General features: G+C 37.3%; 12 protein-coding genes and 1 pseudogene. 8 read left to right on the forward strand and 5 right to left on the reverse strand.

What is annotated here, in order from left to right; genetic code table 11:
• The first annotated feature begins 820 nt into the window (after nucleotides 1-820).
• The 4 genes from ACP6PM_RS07990 (at nucleotide 821) to ACP6PM_RS08005 (ending at nucleotide 5,827) form a co-directional block, all read left to right on the forward strand.
• Entirely contained in the window at nucleotides 821-1,327 is a 507-nt protein-coding gene (locus ACP6PM_RS07990) for a carboxypeptidase regulatory-like domain-containing protein (RefSeq protein WP_426583453.1), read from the forward strand.
• A 575-nt stretch (nucleotides 1,328-1,902) separates the two neighbouring features.
• The gene (cbiM, locus tag ACP6PM_RS07995) at nucleotides 1,903-2,547 is read left to right on the forward strand and encodes a cobalt transporter CbiM (protein WP_426583455.1); all 645 of its coding nucleotides are present in this window, start codon (nucleotides 1,903-1,905) and stop codon (nucleotides 2,545-2,547) included.
• Nucleotides 2,548-2,863: 316 nt separating this feature from the next.
• Nucleotides 2,864-3,688, forward strand: coding sequence for a cobalt ECF transporter T component CbiQ (gene cbiQ, locus ACP6PM_RS08000; protein WP_426583456.1), 825 nt, complete (start codon nucleotides 2,864-2,866; stop codon nucleotides 3,686-3,688).
• Nucleotides 3,689-5,092: 1,404 nt separating this feature from the next.
• Nucleotides 5,093-5,827 (forward strand): energy-coupling factor ABC transporter ATP-binding protein, encoded by a 735-nt coding sequence (locus ACP6PM_RS08005; protein ID WP_426583458.1) that lies wholly within the window; start codon nucleotides 5,093-5,095, stop codon nucleotides 5,825-5,827.
• A gap of 711 nt (nucleotides 5,828-6,538) precedes the next feature.
• On the opposite strand, the gene ACP6PM_RS08010 is transcribed toward ACP6PM_RS08005, so the two are convergent.
• Nucleotides 6,539-7,579, reverse strand: a complete 1,041-nt coding sequence (locus ACP6PM_RS08010) for an ion transporter (RefSeq protein WP_426583460.1) — start codon at nucleotides 7,577-7,579, stop codon at nucleotides 6,539-6,541.
• A gap of 987 nt (nucleotides 7,580-8,566) precedes the next feature.
• On the opposite strand from ACP6PM_RS08010, the gene ACP6PM_RS08015 reads away from it, so the two are divergent.
• Nucleotides 8,567-14,266: a glycerophosphodiester phosphodiesterase family protein gene (locus tag ACP6PM_RS08015; RefSeq protein ID WP_426583462.1), complete on the forward strand. Its 5,700-nt coding sequence runs from the start codon at nucleotides 8,567-8,569 to the stop codon at nucleotides 14,264-14,266.
• Nucleotides 14,267-14,574: 308 nt separating this feature from the next.
• Here the strand turns inward: ACP6PM_RS08015 and ACP6PM_RS08020 are convergent, their stop codons facing one another.
• A complete protein-coding gene (locus tag ACP6PM_RS08020; protein ID WP_426583464.1) occupies nucleotides 14,575-14,985 on the reverse strand; it encodes a putative toxin-antitoxin system toxin component, PIN family in 411 nt (136 codons plus the stop codon).
• Complete coding sequence (locus tag ACP6PM_RS08025) at nucleotides 14,982-15,350, reverse strand: ribbon-helix-helix domain-containing protein (RefSeq protein ID WP_426583466.1); 369 nt, start codon at nucleotides 15,348-15,350, stop codon at nucleotides 14,982-14,984. Before ACP6PM_RS08025 ends, ACP6PM_RS08020 begins: the two co-directional genes overlap by 4 nt.
• A gap of 163 nt (nucleotides 15,351-15,513) precedes the next feature.
• Here ACP6PM_RS08025 and ACP6PM_RS08030 point away from each other — a divergent pair, with 163 nt between their 5' ends.
• Nucleotides 15,514-15,813 (forward strand): DUF6883 domain-containing protein, encoded by a 300-nt coding sequence (locus tag ACP6PM_RS08030; protein WP_426583468.1) that lies wholly within the window; start codon nucleotides 15,514-15,516, stop codon nucleotides 15,811-15,813.
• A 3-nt stretch (nucleotides 15,814-15,816) separates the two neighbouring features.
• The gene (locus ACP6PM_RS08035) at nucleotides 15,817-16,056 is read left to right on the forward strand and encodes a DUF4926 domain-containing protein (protein ID WP_426583470.1); all 240 of its coding nucleotides are present in this window, start codon (nucleotides 15,817-15,819) and stop codon (nucleotides 16,054-16,056) included.
• 41 nt (nucleotides 16,057-16,097) lie between these two features.
• Here the strand turns inward: ACP6PM_RS08035 and ACP6PM_RS08040 are convergent, their stop codons facing one another.
• On the reverse strand, nucleotides 16,098-16,640 hold the full coding sequence (locus tag ACP6PM_RS08040) for a DUF3592 domain-containing protein (protein WP_426583472.1): 543 nt from the start codon (nucleotides 16,638-16,640) through the stop codon (nucleotides 16,098-16,100).
• A 646-nt stretch (nucleotides 16,641-17,286) separates the two neighbouring features.
• Here ACP6PM_RS08040 and ACP6PM_RS08045 point away from each other — a divergent pair.
• A pseudogene (locus tag ACP6PM_RS08045) lies at nucleotides 17,287-18,438 on the forward strand (IS630 family transposase).
• Between the two features lie 566 nt (nucleotides 18,439-19,004).
• On the opposite strand, the gene glmS reads toward ACP6PM_RS08045, so the two are convergent.
• Entirely contained in the window at nucleotides 19,005-20,906 is a 1,902-nt protein-coding gene (gene glmS / locus ACP6PM_RS08050) for a glutamine--fructose-6-phosphate transaminase (isomerizing) (RefSeq protein WP_426583474.1), read from the reverse strand.
• Nucleotides 20,907-21,145 lie beyond the last annotated feature (239 nt).

Below are 21,145 nucleotides of genomic sequence, written 5' to 3' on the forward strand. Positions count from 1 at the left end.
TCGTGCTACGCATCGCTACGGGTTTCATGTCGCCCAGGGAAACGCTCTATTGCAAGTTGATAATTAATTTAACTATTGCGTAATAGTTTTTAGATTTTAGATAAAGTCCCCTGGTGGCGATCGTGCTACGCATCGCTACGGGTTTCATGTCGCCCAGGGAAACGCTCTATTGCAACTTGATAATTAATTTAACTATTGCGTAAAAGATAAAGCAGTCGCAATTACTGGTACGGACATTCTCAAATATAGTCCGTGCTGCTTTCTTTAACTTCTGTACGTCACCAATCCGACAGCTCCCCTATCTGGCTTCTAACTTCGCGCCTTCTGACTTCAAAAGGAACGGAGCAAGGGAATTTTTCTTGTAAAAATTACAAATCAAAAATACAAGTCGAATAAGTTGATTTTAGCAATTCAGGATTTTCTATAAAATAAATCCCATTTCACAAGAAATCATTTCACAATAAAAAATGGCAAAATTGCTGAAGTGAGTATCGGAGTGAATTGGAGTAATTCTGTTCACTAACTACGCGCCTATCATATCAAGTGCCGAAGTGGACTAAGCTTTTAAAGTCATGACCCTGTGGGAGATTAGCTAGTCTCAAGTGGTCAGGAGAGGAACATTAACTTTTTTGTCAAGTAGAAAAACCTACTCCAGTACCAAACTTTTTAAGCATTATCGAAGCTAACATTATCCCCAAGGGAGGTTTTCACGAACACATTAATGGAAATTGTATCCAGCAAATTTCGGTTTAATACTTAAATTTTACGTTTGACTCCAAATTAACATTATCTAATAATTAGACTATAATAGAGGTAAGAGATGAAATGGCAATTCGTTATTCCTTTAATATTTTTATCTGCACTGAGTTTACAGGGAAAAACGAGCGCTCATGGAGTTAAAATTAAACATCAAATTACTCCAGCAATTAAGATTAATGCTGTTTATGATACTGGTAGTCCTTTAGCTAATGCTCCAGTCACAGTTTATGCTCCTAATACTCCTAATAAACCTTGGTTAAAAGGCACAACTGATGAGGAGGGAAATTTTATTTTTTCCCCTGATTCTTCTCAGTCTGGATATTGGGAAATTAAGGTGCGTCAAGCTGGTCATGGTGAGCTAGTTAGTATTCCTTTTCAAGTAGACAAGTCTCACAATTCTGACAATAAAAAAATCAGCAACAGTAACTATTATTTAGCAAGTACCTCTAATGATTATAACCCACTGCAAAAAGGATTAATGATAGGTTGTATTGTCTGGGGTTTTCTCGGAACTGGTTTATTCTTCTGGCGGTTTAAAACTCAAAACCAACCACAAGAGGAGCATTAAATTAACGAAGTCAGAAGCAAGATAGAAGAGCCGTCGGATTGACAATGTAGAGAAGTTATTTTTGTAACGGGGATGGGTGAGCAACCCTCCCAAAATATTTGTCCTTAAAAAGCGGGGTTGTGCGACCCAATCCTATTTGATAATTTGGTAGTCCTAAAATATGCAAATATATTAGTTGCTAAATCTTTTTCAGTCTTAGGGTAAGCATTCAGCGGTCAGCTAGCCTCTTGCCTCCTGCGGAGGAGCTGCGCTAACAGAGGAGCTGCGCTAACAGCTATCAACTATTAACTTATTCTTTTTGAAGGAAGAATTAGAGTTGAAAGATTGAGGAACAATTAAAAGTTACTCTCAAATCATTCTTTGCTAATCTTTTTCATTAATTACTTAGTGCAGGATTATTACTAAGGAAAAATTGTTTACCTAGCATTGAGCAGGAAAAGCTAAAGGGGAGCTACCTGAATGCTTAGGTCTTAGGAGGTAAGCTGCAAAAATAATTACTTGTTTCCCAGTACCAATAATTCGGTAATTTTTCTCTGAATATTCAACCTTTATAACTCTAATTTTAAATTTTCATAATGCATATTTCAGAAGGCATTCTGCCAGCTCAAGTTTGTATTGGTGGCTATGGGTTTACTTCTTTAATTACCTGGTATTCTCTACGCCAAATTAATCGTCTACCAAATCCTCAAGCCAGTATTCCTAAAGCTTCTTTATTAACGGCAGCCTTTTTTGTTGCTTCTAGTATTCATATTCCTATTCCACCAGCTAGTGTTCATTTGGTGCTAAATGGACTGTTAGGAACTGTGTTAGGTTATTATGCTTTTCCAGCGATATTGATTGGTTTATTTTTCCAGGGAATAATGTTTGGACATGGTGGTTTAACTACTTTAGGAATTAATGCTTTAATTATGGGGATACCAGCAATTTTCGCTTATCAGATATTTCAATTACGTCATATTTTGGGAAAAGGAATTAGGGAAAATTTATCGATGAGAATTTTTGGCTTTATTGCTGGAGCTACTGCTATAGGGGTTTCTAGTTTAATATTTTTTAGTTTAATTATTACAAATCTTCCCTCTGGATTTGATAATTCATTAGAACAAACAGCAATTTATGGATTAATGATTGCTCATATTCCTTTGATGGGAATAGAAGGAATTTTAACTGCAATGGTTGTCAGTTTTTTGCATCGAGTTATGCCAAAACTTTTACCTTCTTGAATAGGGTTTGAAGATTGAAGTAGGTTATAATCAATAATTTAGTATTTTTAGCCAACATTAATCGACCTCGTATTTGTTAAAACCATCCACTTATAAACCCATATAGCAATCAGGAATAATTTTGATAGATATTTAAGAAGAATTAAGAGCAATCAAAATTCTTTTATATTCTGAATCGGTCCGACTGACTTCTCCTCCTGGGAGGAGTTAGAGGTGGGTTTACTCCTAATTACCACTAAAATCTTACAACTGAAATATGATTGCCACACTACCTATCACCTAAAACCTAATCATTACTTGAAGGACTGGTATAGTCATGAAGTTTGCTCTAGATGAATATGCTAATTTAAACTCCCCAATACATAGATGGGATGTGAGATATAAACTTATTGGTTTAATCGCATTAATGTTTGCCTTCGCTACAGTTAATAGTTGGTATTTAATTCCATTGATGCTCTTAGTAACTTTGATGCTTTATGGAATTTCAAAACTGCCTTTATCATTTTTAGCAAGTCGGTTACGTTATCCAGGATTTTTTTTGTTAGGAGTAATTATTTTTTTACCTTTTCTATCTGGTCAAACAATTATTTGGCAATTTGGATTTTTGACAATTCGTCAAGAAGGTTGTCTGGCAGTTATATTAATTGTTAGTCGTTTTTTTGCTATTATGACTACTGGTTTAATTTTATTCGGTACAAGTTCATTTTTAACAACTGTCAAAGGAATGAGAAGGTTAGGAATCTCTCCGATTATTACCGATATGTTGATGTTATCTTATCGTTATATTTTTGAACTATCTCACAAACTTAACATGATGCTGAAAGCTACTAAATTACGAGGTTTTCAAACGAGTAAAATTAGTTGGAGAAATTTATCAGTTTATGCTGCTCTTACTGGTAGTCTTTTAGTACGAAGCTATCAACAAGCAGAGCGAGTTTATCAAGCAATGTTATTGCGTGGTTATGGCAATATATTCAATAACGAAAATCATCTCATATTTTCTGCTTCTAGAAATGGTATTCAATTTGGATCGGATTTAATATATCTATTTCTATCTCTGATAATTTCTGTTAGTTTGATTATTGCAGAATTATTTTTATTGCAGAATTATTTTTTTTGGTTAGATTTTGAAAGTTATTAAATGCTTGGGATAGGCAAATCTTGAATTCTCAATATGTAATACCAATTTTATAAATGTTTGCTACAAATCACTAGACTGTTTATTAGGAGTCAACCCACCCCTAACCCCTCCTGGGAGGGGAAGTCAGTTCGACCGAGTAATAATTAATGGCTTCAATACCATTTTTTAGGTCGGAAATTATCTTTTCTGTTAAAGGGACATCTTCTGTAAAGTCTTTTAATCAAATTTATTATTGATATATTTCAGACAATTTATAGCATAAATAAGTAGCTCTTAAGTTAATATAAGTATTCTTAAACAAATCCTTGCTTAATTATCAAAAAACTGAGAGTTGATTCCTTACCTCAATATTAATGAGGAATTAAGTAATATAGCAATTCCCATATTCGTGAGGTACAAAATTCTTTGGTTTTAGGGAACAGGGAACACTTAACTGGGAACAGGGAACGGGGGAAAGGGAATAGGGAGTAGGGAGTAGTAATTCTCGTTCAGTAGGAATAGATAAAGAAGAAAAACAACTGTACCTCACTAATTTGAGAAACGCTATATCGATTCAATCAAGCAATGAATATTCCTTTGCCTCTACAAATGGTTGGTACAGAGATTGATGTATATAATTACTTTTGAAAAATGGTATAATAAGATTCCGATAAATATAGGACTTACGGAAAGAAAACCTGTTACTACAAGAAATAGTTGATTTTAACAATAGACATTTAGGAAAAAACCTGGTTTCTGGTTTTGGTGTGCGTAAGTCCTGAAATATTTAGTACGAATAGTTAGATTTTTGCTATAAATTAGTAGGGAAAATTTATGAATTGACTGTACAGATAGGGTCTCCGTCTGATTGGCTACTTACAGCGAAGAATAGCCTCTAATAAATTTTAGGGTAAAGCTTGATTTTTAGCCAAAGATAGTCAAACAGACAACTCATCGAAAGTCTTTCAATCACTATGATTATTTGTAAAATTCTTTGTTCAAATTGGTGAAATACAAATTTTTTATTTGAGGAAATAGGGAGAGGAAATAGGGAATAGAAAAAAATACTGTACCTGATTAAAATGAGAACCGCTATAATATTTCCTAAACCTGCTACTTAATATTTATCAGTAGTTAATAAAATTCCTATTCCTGTGTTAATAATTAGGGCTTGCTGATTAAATATCAAAGCACTGACAGATATTGCTTTGAGCCTTTTTTGGTCGAAAAAAGTGCGCCTGTTTCGGTCCAAAAAGCTCATGCATGCTAGTATTTTGGGATGATTATGGCAGAAAAATCTTGGGACAATTTTTACGACTACCTCCTCTATAATCTCCATTTCTCCAGTCTCGTGTCTCCTGTCTCCTGTCTCCTACCCTTACCAAAAGACTTTCCATAAGCAAACCCTAATTAGTTATTTATCAAATGCAAGAGGACAAATCACAAACTGGAGTCTATGTCAAAGATTTATTATTTCAATATTCCCAAAAGGAACCTGTTTTACGCGGTCTTTCATTAAAAATTAAACCAGGAGAAAGAGTTGCTTTGTTAGGACCTACAGGTACAGGTAAAAGCACTTTTATGGAAACTTTAGTAGGCTTGAAAAAACCTTTATCTGGTGAAATTTGGATTCAAGGAATTCTCCTACAACAAAAAACTTTATCCCAAGTGCGCAGTCAGATAGGTTTTTGTTTCCAAAATCCTGATGACCAATTATTTATGCCTACTATTTTAGAGGATATAACTTTTGGTCCGCTTAACTATGGTTTATCGCCAGAAACTGCTACAGAAATTGCGGAGAAATTGTTAATAAAATTTGGTTTAGAAAAATATGCAAATCGTTCTGTTTATGAACTTTCAGGAGGTCAAAAAAGATTGGCAGCTTTAGCAGCAGTTTTAGCATTAAAACCAGAAATTTTAATATTAGATGAACCTACTAATGGCCTCGACCCATTATGGCGACGTAATTTAGTTGAAATTATCCTACAATTACCAGTGCAAATTATTTTAATTGCTTCCCATGATTTAAACTGGGTTAGTAAAGTAACTGAACGTGCTTTAATTTTGCAGTCTGGTCAAATTCAAGTAGATACTTCTACTCAAAATATTATCCAGGATAGTTCAACTCTTGAATACTATGGTTTACCTATTAATTATTAGATAATAGGCGTGAAAAAGATATAGAATTTTTCCGCATAGTAGGCAACAGCTTATCTGCTCCATAAGGCAACAGGAAAGAAATTTTTAGGAAAAAGTTACGAAAAATGAAAGTGAAGTGACTTTTACTTCTCTTGCTTATGTTAAATAAAGAGCAAATTTATTTTCTGGAGATATCTATCTATATAATAGAAGGAAGAAAGAAGAAGTAAGAAAACAATAGAAAAATTATAGATTTTATTGCTCAATCATATAGAATCCATTTGGTATCTTTGCAAAGCTATATGCTTTTGGCATAGGAGTCAGGAGTTAGGAGTCAGAAGTCAGAAGTCAGGAGATTCAGAAATACAATAGGGGAAAAAGGTAGAAAAATGATCCCTACTTCCTTCCCTATCTTTAGATATATCTCAAATGGGTTATATACTTTTTCTCAAGTTACTGAGGTACAGTTGCTTTTCTTTTTTTCTCTCTTGGTGCGCTACCAAATGCGTCTGTCGCACCCCCCGGGGTCGCACCGCTATTCCCTTCTTTTTAAGGAAAAAAAGTAGTCGTTTAGCGCTTCGCACAACCCTATATCCAATCGACCAAGAAAAGAAATTGTGATTTCCTTATATTCAATTCCCTTACGGTTTTCCTTGAGGTAATTATCCATTATCCATTATTCATTATCCATTATCAATTAATAAATTATTCCCTCTTACTTAGCTGCTTTTACTAACGGTGAAATTTCCGGGTTGTCTCCTGATAAAGAAGCATGGCAAAATCTTTGATAATTTCCTCATTTTGAAAATAATTTCCATACTTTTTCTTTGCTGTTTCTATGCAAAATTTCATAATCTCCGATGACTCATCAATATAGTGAGCGATCGCCTTTAGTTGTTCTTGTTTTGTATAATGATGATGTCTAAAGTCTGGGTGTGGCGCAACTGTAGTTTCCGAACTTACCTTAATATCTTTTCCTACTGGATGAACTATTTTTTTTACCCGTCTTTTTTGAACTTCTTCAGCAAAACCAGATGCAATTATACCTGCTGGTAGACCAAAAATTCCAATACCTAAAAAAGCAACTGCAGCACTCAATAATTTACCTAAATGAGTCATAGGATAAACATCTCCATAACCCACAGTTGTTAAAGTTACTACTCCCCACCACATAGTCTCTAAAATACTAGAAAATTTTTCTGGTTGTGCTTCACTTTCCGCTATAAACATGAGACTTGAGACAAAAACTAAGACAAAAATTACTATCAGTAATGTAGCTATTAGTTCTTCTTTTTTTGAAACTATAACTTTAAGAATAGTCCGCAGTGATTCTGAATATCTGCTGATTTTAAATAAGCGAAATAAACGCAGCAACAGAGTGAATTCTATAAATTCTAAACTAGGAAATAATACTTGTAGATAAAACGGCAAAATAGCTACAAGGTCTATCAATGCCAAGGGTGTAATTAGATATTTTAATCTACCATAAATTGGATGATTATATTTAGGATTAACCGTACATATCCAGATTCTGATCAAATATTCTAAAGTAAAAAATCCAGTTACAACTATTTCGACTAATTTTAACTGTTCAGGATAATGTTCTGAAAATCTGGGAGATGTTTCTAAAATAAATGCACTCACACTAATGCTCGTGAAAATAGTAATCACCAAATCATCTAGTAAGCTTAACAAATTTCTTTGGTCGGAATATTCAAAAATATAGTAAATATTTTCTTGCCAAGATTTACGCTTTTTTTGTATTTTTATCATTTTTCTATACACACTGATAATGTTTATATTTATTTTTTTTAGCTTATTAGTGATTATTAAATTTTCTAAAATACTGCGAAATATAGGAATTATATTGGAGTTATCTTAGGATGTATAGTAGTTTTTATATTGATAAAGTAGAGTAATTTACCATGAAATCGGGATAAATATGGCAGAATTACAGAACTTTGCGCGGATGGTGAGGTACAGTCGAAGACTAATCTCTATTCCCTATTTATTAAAGTGATAAAATGTTGTACCTCACTAACTCCGAAACTGCTGTAAATAGCTTTGATCGATAGTCTTACTTTACCAATAAACTAATAGCCAACTACTAATATGTATGGAAGTAGAGACATTATATGCAAGTCTATATGGTCATTTCAGTTATCTGTTAGCCTCCTGCGAAGGAACTGCGTTAACAGTTAACAGTACCTCCTACTGAAGTAGGAGACTTGAAATACTAAATTTTATTTTTTTATCCCCTTTAAAGGAGAGGCTTGAGACCTGATTTTCTGGTGATAATTTATGATTGTTTAATTTTATTTTAGCAATTAGTTAATTTATGGCAACCTATTTAATATTTCTATATAACCTAGACAATAATTTGTTGAATCAAAATATCAAATACTTCAGACAATATTGTTGTTTTTAATACTTATTGATTTATGGGAACAGGTTAAAATATAAAAACGTAGTTTCTCAAAATTATCAGTACAAAAAGAAAAAAAAATATTTTTAGTCAATTATCTTCTTTTTCAGGAGAGCTAATTATTAATTGTTTCGGCTCTCGCCGACATGAAAATTGTTAATTATTGAAAGGTCTAATTTTGCATATTTCCTATGGAGTGAACTATTTTTGGGATTTATTTAACCTAAACTAAATTTTTTCTTAACCTTTTGTAAATATTGACTTAACATTCACCTAATATGATGTCTGGGGAATTCTTAACAAATTGTAAATTTACAAGGTGAGAGGAGAATTAAATGCCGGAGTTAGTAGGATTTGCCGTATTACCAGCAGATACATTTGCAGATGGTCCCCCGTCAGGAAACTTTATTGAAAGTCAGAATAGAGAAACACCATTTGATAGTCAACCAGTCCAGGGTTTTAGTGGCGTTCAATTTGCTCCCGATAGCGAAGATGGCAGCATTTTTTGGTTTTTGTCTGACAACGGTTTCGGGTCTCAAGGAAATAGTGCCGACTATTTACTCAGACTATATCAGCTTGACCCCGACTTTGCTGGAGCAGAAGATGGCGATGCTAGTGTTGAGGTTCAAGATTTTATTCAACTAGCAGATCCAAATAATCTAATACCTTTTGATATTGTCAATGAAGATACAAGCGATCGCCTCTTAACTGGTGCAGACTTCGATATAGAGTCATTTGTTATAGATAATGATGGAGATATTTGGATCGGAGACGAGTTTGGACCTTATATTTTACACTTCGATAGTACGGGAACTTTACTAGAAGCTCCTATTGCCACACCAAACCCCATCGAACTCCACACCCTTAACGGCCAAGATCCTCTAGTTATTGCCCACAGAGGTGCAAGTGGAGACTTACCCGAACATACCTTAGAAGCTTATGAAGCGGCGATCGCTGCGGGTGCTGATTTTATTGAACCAGACTTGGTGACAACATCTGACGGTGTTCTCATTGCACGCCACGAACCAATGCTGGATGATACCACCAATGTTGCCGAAGTATTCCCAGGTCGCCAGACTACGAAAATTCTTGACGGTGAAGAAGTTACTGCTTACTTTGCTGAAGACTTTACTCTTGAAGAAATCAAACAACTCCGCGCCGTTCAATCTCGCGACTTCCGCAACCCTGGTTTTGACGGACTATTCGAGATTCCGACATTAGAAGAAGTCATCGAACTCGTTCAAAGAGTAGAAGCAGAAACAGGCGTTGAAGTTGGTATCTATCCAGAAACCAAACACCCTACATTCTTTGACGAACAAGATTTATCTTTAGAAGAACCCCTAATTCATGCCCTACAAAATACAGGTTTCACCGACCCAGATCGAATTTTCATCCAATCCTTTGAGTTTGCCAACTTAATTGACTTACAAGGACAATTGGATGATGCGGGTCTCAGCAATATTCCTCTAGTTCAATTATATGGAAATACCACTGAAGGAGCTAACCCGGACAATGGCTTTTCCTTCCCATACGATATCCGCTTTAATGTGGAGCGAGGTAACAACTTAGTAGATATTTACGGTCAAGAATTTCTAGATACAGTAGAAGTTCCTCTCTCTGAAAATACAGTTTATGCAGACCTCGACAGTGCAGAATTTCTAGAAGCGATCGGCGACTTGTATGCAGAAGGTGCAGGACCTTGGAAAAATAACATTCTGTTGCGCGAGTCTATTGATACTCCAGTGGATGCAAATGGAGATGGAGAAGCAGAAATTGATGACCAGTTGACAGGAGAAATTACTTCCTTTATTGATGATGCTCACGATGCTGGTTTACAGGTTCACCCCTACACTTTGCGAGATGAAGAGCGTTTTCTAACTCTCAACCCTAATGATGCTGAGGAATTTGATAACCCGCAATTAATTGTCAGCGCCTTAATAGGTATAGAACGTCCTGGTGGAAATGCTACTCTTTATAGTCGTATCGATCCAAGTCGAATTGATGAACAAGGTAATAATGTAGAACCATTCTTTGATTTTACATTCACTCCAGCGGATATAGTATTAGACCCAGATACAGGAAGAGTTACTACACCAGTTATTCCCTTCTTTATTGCTCCCGAATTTGCAGAAGAAATAGGTAAACCTGAGTTAGCAGGTGAAGAAGCAGGTTTCTTTATTGACAACTTTTTGTTAGAAGAGAATGAGGAAACAGGTGAGTTTGTAATAGTTGGTGGTTCAGACTCAGGTAGCTTCAACAGTGTGTTTATATCCGAAGAATTCTTGAATGATAACGATTTGGGAATTATTGAAGGAAGTGGTACAGTCGCTCCAACTGAAACTGAAGTTGATACTACTGGTTTTGTAGGATTTGGTTTCCCTCTATCAGAAGAATCTGCAGTCCGTTTTATAACAGATCCAGATACAGGGTTACTTATTCCAACAGGAGGAGCTTATGTTGCTGAGGGTAGTATTTCCTTTGAAGTTTTAGGAACAGGAACACCTCAAACTCCAGAGGAAGAATTTGAACAACTAATAGATATTGGTGCAGATGGTTTCTTTACCGACTTCGCACGCACAGGAGTTCCCGTTCGGGATGCTATTGTTGCCGAGGAAGTACGAGCGCCCCAAAACCCTAACCTCAATAATTTCAATACTCTCGACGGTAGCGCACCAATAGTTATCGGACACCGTGGAGCATCAGGGGACTTCCCAGAGCATACTTTAGAAGCTTATCGTTTAGCTATTGTTCAAGGTGCGGACTTCGTTGAACCAGACCTGGTAATTACTTCAGATGGTGTTCTCATTGCCCGACACGAACCTATCCTTGATGATACCACTAACGTTGCTGAAGTATTCGGTCCAGAACGCCAAAGCACTAAGTTACTTGATGGTGTAGAAACTACTGCTTACTTTGCTGAAGACTTTACCCTAGCAGAAATCAAACAACTGCGTGCCGTTCAATCTCGTGACTTCCGCGACCAATCTTTCAACGGTGAATTTGAAATTCCCACCTTCCAAGAAGTTATCGAGTTGGTACAAGAAATGGAAGAATTTGGGTTTGAGGTTGGTATCTATCCAGAAACCAAACACCCGACTTTCTTCGATGAGCAGGGTTTATCCTTAGAAGAACCTCTAATTCAAACTCTGCAAGATACAGGTTTCACTAACCCAAATCGCATTTTCATTCAATCCTTTGAAATTGAAAACCTACTTGAGCTGCGCAACGAAATATTACCTGCTCAAGGTCTGGAAGACCTAAAGCTAGTGCAGTTATTCGGTGATATTGAAGATGACTTCATCAACGAAGGTGGCGGAGGGTTCTCAGTACCTTTCGACTTCGTTGCTAATTCCCAGCAGTTTGAACCCAGCGCTCTTGATGCTATCGTAGATCAGGTCAACTATGCCACCTTCACTGGTAGTGCTTTTACCGTAACCCTTCTAGCTGAGAAAAATCCCGGACCTGGAGCTCCTCAAGACATACTCGATCAGTTTGGCAACCTCCAAGATACTAACCAATTTATTCTACAGGATGCCACCAATCCCGATAACACCGTCGTTCTATTTGCTGGTCCAGACAGCGCACCTAAATCTATCGAAGTTACTATTAGCGAGGCAGGTGTAGTTGCCATTAATGGTGATGAAGTTGCCAATAACTTTAGCCAGCAAGTTCACTTTGGGCTAGTAAACAGCTTACCCATTGGCGATCCTACCGGATTAGGAGCCGAAAGCTACACCTTTTCGACTAACAATACTCTGAATCCAGAGAGCGATCCTCAGTTTGCTATTTATTCCGAAGTTGAAAACGAATTCATCATTGCCGCTGAGGAGTTGCCCTTTGCTAATTCCAATCAAGACTTTGACGATATGGTAGTTAAAGTTAGTGGAATTGAGCCGGTGGGAGAAACTCAGGCTGATATTTCCTTTAATCCTGAAAGGCTACAACCTCTCCTTGAAACGGCTAATACTCGTGCTATCTACGGCAACCTAGCCGACCTAATCGACTTCTCTAGTGTTCCTACCTACGCCGACCTAGCAAACCAGGAAGTAATCGAACTAATCGGTGCCTACGCTGACGGTTTAGGACCTTGGAAAAATAGTTTCCTGCTTCGGGATAATATAGATACACCCGTTGATGGTGACGGTGACGGTAACGCGGAAATTACCACTCAATTAACTGGGGAAGTATTACCACTAATAGATTGGGCACATGATGCAGGTTTACAGGTTCACCCCTACACTTTGCGTGATGAAGAGCGTTTCCTTACCCTCAACCCCGATGGTACGCCTCAAACTCCTGGAGAAGAGTTTGAACAACTCATCGAAATTGGTGCAGATGGTTTCTTTACTGACTTCCCTGCTACAGGTAGTATAGTTGTAGAACAATTTATTGATGAACCAAATATACGGACTTCCCGTGGTTATGAAGGTCTAGCATTCAGTCCCGATCGCGAAACTTTCTATCCTTTATTAGAGGATGCAGTTGTCGGCGATCCAAATAATGCCCTCCGGATCTATGAATTTGACCCTGAGTCTAGCTCTTTCACCGATATAATTGGTTTCTATCCTACCGATATAGTCGGTAATGCGATCGGTGACTTTACTCCCATCAATGACAACGAATTTTTAGTTATTGAAAGGGATGGTGGTATGGCAGATACAGCCGAATTCAAGAAAATCTTTAAGATTGACATTTCTAATGTTGATGAAGAAGGTTTTGTTGCCAAAGAGGAAGTTGTAGACTTACTAGATATTGACGACCCCAACGACCTCAACGGTGATGGCGATACTAGCTTTGACTTCCCGTTTTTCACAATTGAGGATGTGTTAGTTCTTGATGAAGACACCATTCTGGTTGCCAATGACAATAACTATCCTTTCTCTATGGGACGACCACCAGAGATTGATAATAACGAGATTATTCAGATAGATCTAGACGAACCTCTAGACTTAGCATCAGGAATAGGAGTTCCTATTCCTACAGTCGGTATTGAGGTTGAACCTGACACTGTTAGTGAAAATGGAGATGAATACTCTTTAACTTTCAACTTAAATGTACCTGCTCCAGAAGGTGGTTTACGGGTAGTTTGGTCAGAAACAGATTCTGATAATGCTTTCGGCGATGTAAATTTCCCTCCTGAATTAAACCATGCTTCTAACCTCGAATCTCTCGACCCAGTTGGTGATGAACTCGGACGTTCGGCAATTACGATCGATGAAGGGGCAACTACAGCAACTGTTACCTGGACGACTATTTTTGATGGTGAGGAAGAAGGAGATGAAACCACAACTATTGAGTTGCAACCAGAAGATGGTTATGTTGTTGATGCAGAAAATCAAGTAGCTCAAATCGTTATTCAAGATACAGATCGTGACGAAGGTCAATTAATTACAGGTACTCCCCAGGGAGAAGCTCTCAGTGGTGACACTGGAGACGATACTATTGTCGGTTTGAATGGCCCGGATACCTTAGCAGGTAGTTTTGGAGACGATGAAATAATTGGTAGTCGTGGTAGTGACTTCTTGTTCGGTCAGGATGGTAACGATGAACTTCAAGGTCGTCTAGGCAACGATCTCCTATTTGGTGGTGATGGTGATGATGAGCTAAATGGCGGTATAGGTCGCGATCGCTTAAATGGTGGTCCTGGTGATGATATTTTGACTGGTGGTGCAAGTATTGACTTCTTTATCTTCAATAGTAATGAAGAATTTGACTCCGATGATTTTGGTCTTGATACGATCGATAATTTCCAACCAGACCTCAGACCAGATGAAGATGGAAACCAAGGCGATCGAATTCTTCTAGATCGCTCAACCTTTACTGAGCTTGATAGTCCTGCTGGAATTGGTTTCAGCGTTAATAGTGATTTTGAAATCGTTGCCGACGATGATGATGTAGATGACTCTAATGCTTTCATTGTTTACAGTGAAGAGTCTGGAGGTCTATTCTACAATGTAGATGGTGAGTCTACTCAGTTTGCTATCCTTGATGGTGCGCCCACTATTACTGAGGATAATTTCCAAATCAGAAATTAGGGAACAGATTTTACAGCGGTTTTTATTTCAGTAAACCACACACAGTAGGGACGTTCCATGGAACGTCCCTACTAGGTTTTGGTTGTGATATGATAAGTGATAGTTTGTAGTAGGGTTTTAGCCCTATCATTAATATCAAATCTGCTTGCTTCGGAGTGTTATAAGAAACCGGGTTTGTGGGAGTTAGATGTTAGTATGGTCGGGTATTTAAAACAAACCCGGTTTCTACGCTTTTTTATACCGATACTAGCGGATTTAATATAACTCAATTTTCTCCTAGACGAGCGATAATCATTTTCAACATATATCTATTCCTCATTTATAAATAAATCATAGAACAAAGAAACCGAAATAATAACTGTTTTTTCCAATTCCATCATCTCACTAAAATCTTTATCTCCTGTAATTAAAAAATCCGCCTCACCTGCCATTGCTAAAGCGATAAATTTAGCATCTTTAGGGTCTCTTTTAAAGTCAACCTTAAAATTAACTTCAATTAATTTAGGAATTGTTTCAATTTTATCAAGCCATTCCTGTCTTACCTCATTTGTTAATTTTAATTTACGTCGATTTAACACTTCTCTATATTCTGCTAAAATCTCTTGAGAAACTATCCAATCCATATCATAACGATCGCTAATTAATTGGATAATCGCTCTAGGTTTTTTTCCTTTTAAAACTGCAGAAATTAAAACATTAGTATCAACAATAATTCTCATTCACCTCTCCGATAAGCTTCAATTTCGGCCGCGATTTCCTCCTCCGTAATTTCTTGACTCCCTGGAATTGCTTGAGTTTTATCAAATAATTCTCGCAATTCTTGACTTAACCTTGCTCTTTCAGGATCGATAGGTTTATTCTTATTTTTTTCTCTTTCCTCTCGATACTTTTTAACCTTTTCCTTTAACAACTTTTTCGCAGATTCAGTCCCTTTAACATAAGAGGGTAACTTAATATCATCCTCCTCTTCCTCTAATAACTGAAATGCTCTAGCGATCGCCTCTTGGGCTGTCTTATATTTGCCAGTATTCAGTAGTTTTTCTAACAACTTTTCTTGTTCGGGGGTTAAAGTAATTTGTTTCATAACTAAGTTTTATCCTGATTCTTTAAAACCTACTTTATTTCTACTTAAATTAATTGATGTTGAACAAACACATTATGATTCTTTTAATATATCATATATAATGATAGTCTTATGGTTTGATAGTTAGGTGAGTTTCTTTAGTTTGTTTTTAGAGTTTAGTTAAATGTACTTGAATCCGAATGCCATAATTTCTCCCAATAAACTTACCGAAGATGATAAATCTCAATATTTGGCTCTGGGAGGTTATACTTTGGATAACTGGCAACAATTAGAGAGTGATTTACGAGAACAAATTTTAACTTTAGAAGCACAACCTACCCTGAAAACAAAATATGGGCAAAAATATCAGATTATGGGTTCATTAAATTGTCCTAATGGTTTTATTTTAAACATCAAAACGATTTGGATAGTAACTGAACAAATAACTAAATTTGTTACTTTATTTCCTGCACAGGAGAGATAAAAAATGACATTTCCTTTATTTTGTCAAGTCCAATTAACTGAAGATATTCCTGAGTTTAATCTCAAAAAAGGTAGTATTGGGATAATTGTTGAATATTATTCTATGTCTGAAGGAGAAGATGGCTATAGTGTAGAAGGTTTAATTGCTCAAGATACAGTAGAAGTTACTGAATCTCAAATTAAATTAATTAATGTTGAACAAATACAAGAAAAACAAACATTTCTATCAGGTGTAACCAGATAGTTAGGCAGCGATCGCGGATATAGGAGAAACAATCAGTAATATCATCGCTTTAGGGTCACTTCCAGATTTTTGAGCAGAACATCGTCTGGTTGAGATGCTATCCACCAAATCAAGGTAAAACCAAAAACAAATGCCAACCATGTAATAGCGAAAGCTAAGACAAACTTTATTGAGCGATGAATTCCGAATGACAGAGTTGATGTTGCAGGATTTTGTGGGCTGTATCGAACCTTTACTGACGAAGCACTCTCTAGTTTATTGAGAATATCTTGGTGTGCCTGTCTGCCGCTACTAGAAATATATCCAAATGCCAATCGGGAACCAGTATATGTTCGACCCATAACAGAGTAACGATATTCAACCTCTACTCCATAAGTTGTGCCATCGCTATCTGAACTCTCACGAAGAGACATATTAGTAATTGTGCCTGTTACAGATGGCCAATTAGAAACTTCAACTGATTTCTTGGCAGAGTTGATACCATACCCAAGCATACCAAACCCAACAGCGAAAAAGATGCTGATAAATAGAGGGAAAAAGAGCTTACTCATAGTATATGTCAAAGTTTGTATAGAAGTCAGCATGGCTACAAACATTTTTTACAGCCTAACTATTTATCATATAGTAAATTATAAGTATTTTGTGGAACAACTCTGAGAAGAAAAGTCTTGAATATTGAGCTAAGGAATTTACAGCAGTTTCCAGTATTGAAGCAGCAGTCAGCAGTCAGCAGTCAGCAATCAGCTTTTCACGGTGTATAATGGGGGATTCTTTCCCCCCACGCAAAGCGCACCACTAATTTTTTCGCTCCTCTTGTGGGGGACCGTTACCCTCGGATTTTTAGCTGAAGGCCGTAGTTACGACCCAGGAGGCTAGCTAAATGCTGTTTGCGTAGCATTCCGTAAGGAAAAGCGAGCTAGCTAGTTAAGGATGAAATCTCTGTAGTGCGGGCATCTTGCCCGCTATTAGTAGACCAACGCATCTAAAATGGTGCGTTACGACGGATTGTTAAATGCTTTTCACAGTCTCATTTTAGCTGTCTAACGCACCCTAGTGGACCGTTTCATCTAAAATGGTGCATTAGAATAGCCAGCCAAAAGTTACTCTTGCTAAGACAAGCGATATAGCTGCCGCACTTGCTCCGCCAACGCTAAAATAAGCAATTAAGCAATCTCGACTGTTTCAGCTAAAATAGCCCCATAGAATAGTCAGCAATGGAGGACAATAGTTATGGGAAGAGGTCGGAGAGCTAAAGTATATCTGACGGTAGAACAGAAAGATAACCTAGAAAAAATCCCTCGAAATGGTTATGCGCCAGCTAAAAAAATTCTACACGCTCAAATTCTTCTGATGTGTAATGAAGCCGTTACAACCAACAGAAGCTGGACAGATGAAGAGATAGCTGAGGCTTTAAATATACATAGAAACACAGTGGGACGGGTTCGCCAAAGATTCCTGAGCAAAGGGGAAAAACCTGCCCTGGTGAGAAATTCTCGCTCCCTACCACCCACAGCCCCAAAAGTAGATGGGGCAACTGAGGCGCAAATTATTGCCTTGTGTTGTTCTGATCCACCAGAAGGCAGAGCGGATTGGACAATCAGATTATTAACTTCAGAGCTTCAAGAGCGGCAAATTGTCACTGAAATTTCTTGCTCAACTGTGTGGCGTACTCTCAAAAAAACCAATTACGCCCTTGGAAAACCCAAAGGTTTTGCATCCCAGAGAGAGACTTAGCCAGAGAAAGTCTCACAAATGGAAGTCGTTCTTGATCTTTATAGCAGTGTTCACTCCTCTGAGGAGCCATTAATAAATATGGATCAAGCCTCTGTACAACTTCAAGGACATCTCTACGAAACCATTCCCATGAAATCAGGACAAGACAAGAAAGAAGACTATCACTATACTCGTGAAGGAGTACAAGCCTGATTCATGTTTTTTGCTCCTAACAGAGGATGGCGACGGGTGAACAACCCAGACAGTCGGACTCGAATAGATTGGGCAGAAGAAGTACGACAATTATTGGATGTGGACTACCCAAATGCTCGAAAAGTCAAGTTAGTTTGTGATCATCTCAATACCCATAATATCGCTTCTCTCTATGAAGCATTTCCGGCTCCAGAAGCCCACCGTTTAGCTCGAAGATTGGAAATTTACCATACTCCTCGCAATGGCAGTTGGTTAAATGTAGCTGAGATTGAACTAAGTATTTTATCAAAACAATGTTTAGACCGAAGAATTTGTAGCAAAGAAAAATTAGAAACAGAATTAATTGCATGGCAAACCGAACGTAACCAAACTGCCTCTAAGGTGAGCTGGCAATTTTCGAGTGATGATGCCAGAGTTAAACTTAAACATCTTTATCCGGTTTTTGAAACTGCCTAATACCCAATAATTATTACCATCAATTCAATAGCGATCGCTTGTTTTTTGATGACTCTTTTTAGCGATCGCTTGTTTTTAGCTGTCTCTTTTTAGCGTTGGCGGAGCAAGTTGTACTGCGTAAGTCCAGTAGGGTGCGTTAACGGAGTGTAACGCACCTTATTTTTCATTGCTCGTTTTTCAAGAGTTTTTCAACTGATTTTAATGGGAAAGGACTCAATCCCAGTCAATATTCAAAGACTTATAATAGAATCTTTCAAGTTCTAATTTCTCTGTATAGTAAATTATAAGTATTTTGTGGAACGACTCTCAGAAGAAAAGTTTTAATTGTTAGACCAAGAAATTTACAGCAGTTTCCAATATTAAGGATGAAACCTCTGTAGTGCGGGCATCTTGCCCGCTAGTAGTAGACCGACACATCTAAAATGGTGCGTTACGACGGATTGTTAAATGCCTTTCACAGTCTAAATTTTAGCCGTCTAACGCACCCTACTGGACTCTTTTCCTTTTTTTAACGTCCGAGTATTTCAACAGAAGATACTGATAACTGATAACTGTTCACTGAAACCCTACTCCACCGTCACCGACTTTGCCAAATTCCTCGGCTGATCCACATCCAAACCACGATGAGCAGCAATATGATAAGCTAACAACTGCAAAGGAATAACAGTCAACATCGGCGACAACAACTCATCCACCGCAGGCACCGCCAACACATTATCAAACACATCCGCCTCCGTACTTTCAGGAGTCACCCCAATTAACTGTGCATCCCTTGCTTTAGCCTCCTGAGCATTAGAAAGCACCTTCTCATAAACCAAACCAGGCATAGCGATCGCCACTACAGGAACCTTATCATCCAACAAAGCGATCGGACCATGTTTCATCTCACCTGCTGGATATCCCTCGGCATGAATATAACTAATTTCCTTCAGTTTCAAAGCACCTTCTAAAGCAATTGGATAATTAATTCCTCTGCCTACAAAAATAAAATCTTGAGTGTCATTAAACTGATGAGCAAAATCTTCAATTTGACTATCTTGAGCTTCTAACATCTGTTCCATCTGTGCCGGAATTTTTTGTAAACCATTAATAATTTCTGCAATTCTTTCCCCAGATAAATATTGTCGTTGCCATGCTAAATCTATGGCTAAAAAATAAAACGCCATTACCTGTGCCACAAATGTTTTAGTTGCTGCAACCCCGATTTCAATACCTGCCCGAATATCAATAATTTGATTAACTAAATTAGCAATAGAACTTTCTGCCCGGTTAGTAATTCCTAATAATCGTGATGTAAATTCGGCAGGTTTATCTAAACGACGCTGTTGTTCCATTGCTAAAGCTGCTAAAGTATCAGCCGTTTCTCCAGACTGAGTAACACCAATCAAAAGAGTATTTTTTCTCAGAGGAGAAGGAGCATAACGAGCTTCCGAAGCATAATTTACTGTAGTTGAAATTCCTGCTAATTGTTCTAATAAATACTTGCCAATTAAACTAGCGTGCCAACTCGTACCACAGGCAAAAATTTCAACCTGTTCTAAATTTTGATATAGGGATGAAGATAACTTTAAATTAGTGGGGGAAACAAGACTATTCATAGCATCCCAATTACTATTAATATAAGCCTCTAAACAACTTCTAACAACATTCGGTTGCTCATGTATTTCTTTGAGCATAAAATGTTTAAAAATGTGTTTCTCAACTAAAGTCGGACTCCAGTTGAGAATGCGAGGAAGTTTATTAAGGCGATCGCCCTCAAAATTATAAACCTCCACTCCCAGAGGCGTTAAACGTGCTATTTCCCCATTTTCTAAACTGAGAACAACTTGAGTATGAGATACAAGAGCAGGGGTATCAGAAGCACAGAAAAATTCCCCCTGACCTAAACCGATAGATATAGGTGCCTTTTGTCTAGCAACAATAATTTCATTCGGATAGTCTGCACAAACAACAGCGATCGCAAACGCCCCATCTAATTTATTCACAGTCTGACGCACTGCCTCTAAAAAATTTTCTCTGTTCCCCGTTTCCCACTTCGCATTTCCGGCAAAATTAGACAAAAATTCTGCAATTAAATGAGGAATAACTTCCGTATCAGTCTCAGAAACAAATTTATGCCCCTGACTTTCCAATTCTTTGTGTAACTCCCGGTAATTTTCTACAATCCCATTTTGCACCACTGCCACTCGCCCGGTATCATCAGTATGAGGATGAGCATTATATTCTTCCGGTTTCCCATGAGTTGCCCAACGAGTATGACCAATACCAACATTAGCTGGCATTTCCATTTCTGCCAATTTTTCCCGTAGGTTGCACAATTTACCCTTAGCACGAACAGATTTAATTTGACCATCACAAACAGTGGCCAACCCTGCAGAATCATAACCCCGATATTCTAGTTTTTCTAGTCCCGATAGTAAAATTTCTGTTGCTGACTGGGTGCCAATATAACCAACTATTCCACACATTTAATTTTTTATTCTGACTAACTTTGACTATATATAATACTCACTCAAAATTAGTTATCCCGTAGGATAGTTAGCTTTTTCTTTGCTATAGCAATTGCAGGTTTTATTAGGACATTCTCAAATTCTCCTATCTGAGTAAAGCTGGAGGTTGTATCATATCCGCTTGAATACTTAATTATTCTTAACTCCTCTAACTGACTCCTTAATATTATTGAAATTGAAATATTATCTTGACAAAA

Source organism: Dapis brunnea BLCC-M229, from assembly GCF_050015995.1.
Classification (GTDB): Bacteria; Cyanobacteriota; Cyanobacteriia; order Cyanobacteriales; family Microcoleaceae; genus Trichodesmium.

What these genes read in the sequence shown, in the direction of transcription:
- ACP6PM_RS07990 (WP_426583453.1), top strand. Translation starts at nt 821, where the DNA reads ATGAAATGGCAATTCGTTATTCCTTTAATATTTTTATCTGCACTGAGT.
- cbiM (WP_426583455.1), top strand. Translation starts at nt 1,903, where the DNA reads ATGCATATTTCAGAAGGCATTCTGCCAGCTCAAGTTTGTATTGGTGGC.
- cbiQ (WP_426583456.1), top strand. Translation starts at nt 2,864, where the DNA reads ATGAAGTTTGCTCTAGATGAATATGCTAATTTAAACTCCCCAATACAT.
- ACP6PM_RS08005 (WP_426583458.1), top strand. Translation starts at nt 5,093, where the DNA reads ATGCAAGAGGACAAATCACAAACTGGAGTCTATGTCAAAGATTTATTA.
- ACP6PM_RS08010 (WP_426583460.1), bottom strand. Translation starts at nt 7,579, where the DNA reads ATGATAAAAATACAAAAAAAGCGTAAATCTTGGCAAGAAAATATTTAC.
- ACP6PM_RS08015 (WP_426583462.1), top strand. Translation starts at nt 8,567, where the DNA reads ATGCCGGAGTTAGTAGGATTTGCCGTATTACCAGCAGATACATTTGCA.
- ACP6PM_RS08020 (WP_426583464.1), bottom strand. Translation starts at nt 14,985, where the DNA reads ATGAGAATTATTGTTGATACTAATGTTTTAATTTCTGCAGTTTTAAAA.
- ACP6PM_RS08025 (WP_426583466.1), bottom strand. Translation starts at nt 15,350, where the DNA reads ATGAAACAAATTACTTTAACCCCCGAACAAGAAAAGTTGTTAGAAAAA.
- ACP6PM_RS08030 (WP_426583468.1), top strand. Translation starts at nt 15,514, where the DNA reads ATGTACTTGAATCCGAATGCCATAATTTCTCCCAATAAACTTACCGAA.
- ACP6PM_RS08035 (WP_426583470.1), top strand. Translation starts at nt 15,817, where the DNA reads ATGACATTTCCTTTATTTTGTCAAGTCCAATTAACTGAAGATATTCCT.
- ACP6PM_RS08040 (WP_426583472.1), bottom strand. Translation starts at nt 16,640, where the DNA reads ATGCTGACTTCTATACAAACTTTGACATATACTATGAGTAAGCTCTTT.
- glmS (WP_426583474.1), bottom strand. Translation starts at nt 20,906, where the DNA reads ATGTGTGGAATAGTTGGTTATATTGGCACCCAGTCAGCAACAGAAATT.